The organism is Acidimicrobiales bacterium (assembly GCA_036491125.1).
GTDB lineage: Bacteria > Actinomycetota > Acidimicrobiia > Acidimicrobiales > AC-9 > AC-9.
Window position 1 is genome coordinate 1 of the sequence record DASXCO010000041.1, and the last position, 2,177, is coordinate 2,177.

Annotated in this window: 3 protein-coding genes; 2 read left to right on the forward strand and 1 reads right to left on the reverse strand. The window is 70.8% G+C overall.

Annotated features, from left to right (window positions below):
• Positions 1 to 356 (forward strand): hypothetical protein (locus VGF64_03360; protein ID HEY1633772.1); only part of this gene is annotated, 356 nt, incomplete at its 5' end.
• A gap of 57 nt (positions 357 to 413) precedes the next feature.
• Here the strand turns inward: VGF64_03360 and VGF64_03365 are convergent.
• The gene (locus tag VGF64_03365) at positions 414 to 1,145 is read right to left on the reverse strand and encodes a TetR/AcrR family transcriptional regulator (GenBank protein ID HEY1633773.1); all 732 of its coding nucleotides are present in this window, start codon (positions 1,143 to 1,145) and stop codon (positions 414 to 416) included.
• Positions 1,146 to 1,523: 378 nt separating this feature from the next.
• On the opposite strand from VGF64_03365, the gene VGF64_03370 reads away from it, so the two are divergent.
• Positions 1,524 to 2,177, forward strand: a 654-nt coding sequence (locus VGF64_03370; GenBank protein ID HEY1633774.1) for a hypothetical protein, incomplete at its 3' end; no start/stop codon positions are given.

Here is a 2,177-nt window from a genome sequence, read left to right on the forward strand (position 1 = left end):
GGTCGGCGGCGCCGTTCTTCTTCCCGTTGTCGGCGTACCTTCAGGTGAAGGCCATCTCCGACCCGGCCGACGACTGGCAGAACCGGTTGGTCGCGGCCTACGGGCGCGACATCCACTCGCTTCATCGGAGCCTCGGTGCGAACGCCGCCCAGGCTCAGCTCGTCGGCATCGACGTGCCGCAGTCACAGGCCGAGTGGATCACGCCCGGGGTCGAGTACAACAAGATCGGCTACTGGCGGGTCTACGGGACGCGGATTCGCTACACCGTCGACGGCCGGGCTCAGTCGTTCGCGGTGGTGTCGCTCATCTCGTGGCGAGGCGAGTGGTACGTGGTGCATCTGAGCTCCATCTCCTGATCGGGCGCCGGTACGACCCCCAGCCCCGACAAGGCGGCGGGGACCGATGACGAGTGTCTAGGAGCTTCGGACGCCCCGTAGGCCCGCCCAGGCCAGCTCGGCGATGCGGTGCGCGAGCTCGTCGGGATCGATGTCGATCTCCTCGCCGGCACCCCGATCGGCTCCTGTCGCCCCGTCGCCGTCGTCGCGCGCCGCCAGCGAGCGCCGGGTGACCACGTGGCCGCTGGCCCCCTCGGCCATCCCGACCACTGCGTAGGCGAGCAACTTGCGGTGGGCGGTGTCGATGTCGGCATCGATCCGGTCGGCGACAGCCCCGGCGATCGAGTCCTCGACGCGGCGGACGGCGGCGCTGAACTCCTCGTCTCGCCGGGCCAGGCTCCCGAACAGCAATCGGAAGGCATTCTCGTGCACGGCGACGAAACGGAAATATGCGGCGAACCCGGCCTCGACCTGTTGGCGAGGCCCGGCGGCGGTAGCCGTGGCCTTGGTGATCGCTTCCATCAGACGGGCGCCCACGTCGTCGAGCAGCTCGAGGTAGAGGGCCCGCTTCGACCGGAAATGCTGATAGAGCACGGGCTTGGTGACGCCGGCGGCCTCGGCGATGTCATCCATCGACGTGACGTGGAAGCCGTTGGTGGCAAAGACCTCGAGGGCCACGTCGAGCAGCTGGCGACGGCGCTCCCGGGCAGGCAGCCGGGGGCCGGGAGAACGAGCCGCATCGACGCGATCGGTCGGAAGGCCGGCTCGGCCCGTCGGCAGACGCCCGCGAGGGCGTTCGGGAGCGTCCATCGGCCACACGGTAACGGGTGACACTGGCTACCGGCCGTCCACTCAGGCAGGAACGCGCGTGCCGGCGGCGAATCATCCAGGCCATGGCCGCTCCGAAAGGGACGCCGGCATCGGAGTCGCGGCGCCCTCCTGAGCCCCTTCGGCCCCGTCCTGCCGCCAACGCCGGCATCACGCTGTTGATGGTCCAGGCTCGGCGCCGACGGTTCCGGCGGGTCTTCCCACCGCGCCAATAGCGGTCGCCGCCGCCGCCGTCAGCAACGCCAACCCTGACGCAAACGTCAGCAATTGGGTAGATTCGCGCGTTGGCGGCAGGTATGGGGCCGGCGGGGTCGAACGACCAGGCACACGGGCTCTGCTCGCGGTTTGCTGGGAGGCGCGATGCGCAAGGTCAGGGTGGGGGCGGCGGTGTTGGGCGTGGTGGCGCTGGTCGTGGCGGGAGCAGGCGTGGCCGAGGCGGTGAGCACCGGGGGCTACAGCCCGGGCCAGCAGGACTGCGCGCCGAATGCCGACGCCAACGCGACCCAGGCGGCCCAGCCCGGCTGCCACAACGGAAAGGTCAACGTCTCCGATGCCTCCGGACGTCGCTACGCGCAGATCGGCACCGGGCAGGAGGCGCAGGGACAGAACGTTCACTCGGCCGACGTGTCGGTGACGCCGAACGGTGAGATCCCCGGCACGCCGGCGTCAGGGCCGTCGGTCGGCGCCAAGATCGACACCAACTACCAGCCCGTCCCGGCCAACCAGTGCGGCCTCGAGGACATCGCCCTGTACGGCGCCGAGGAGGCCGCGTACCTGGCCGGCCAGGGCTCGAAGCCCTGCCCGCTCGACCCGACCAAGTGGAGCCCTCCCTCCGGAGCGCCGACGGTCCAGCCCCAGGTCGACGCGGGCACGCCCGATGCCTCCGCCGCCAGCCTCCTGACGGGTGGCCAGGTGTACCTCGGAGCCGACGACAACCTCGACAGCGGTGAGCACGACGGCGTCAACGGGCAGTACGGCACCACGCAGGCCGCCAACGGTCCGTCGGACGGCGGC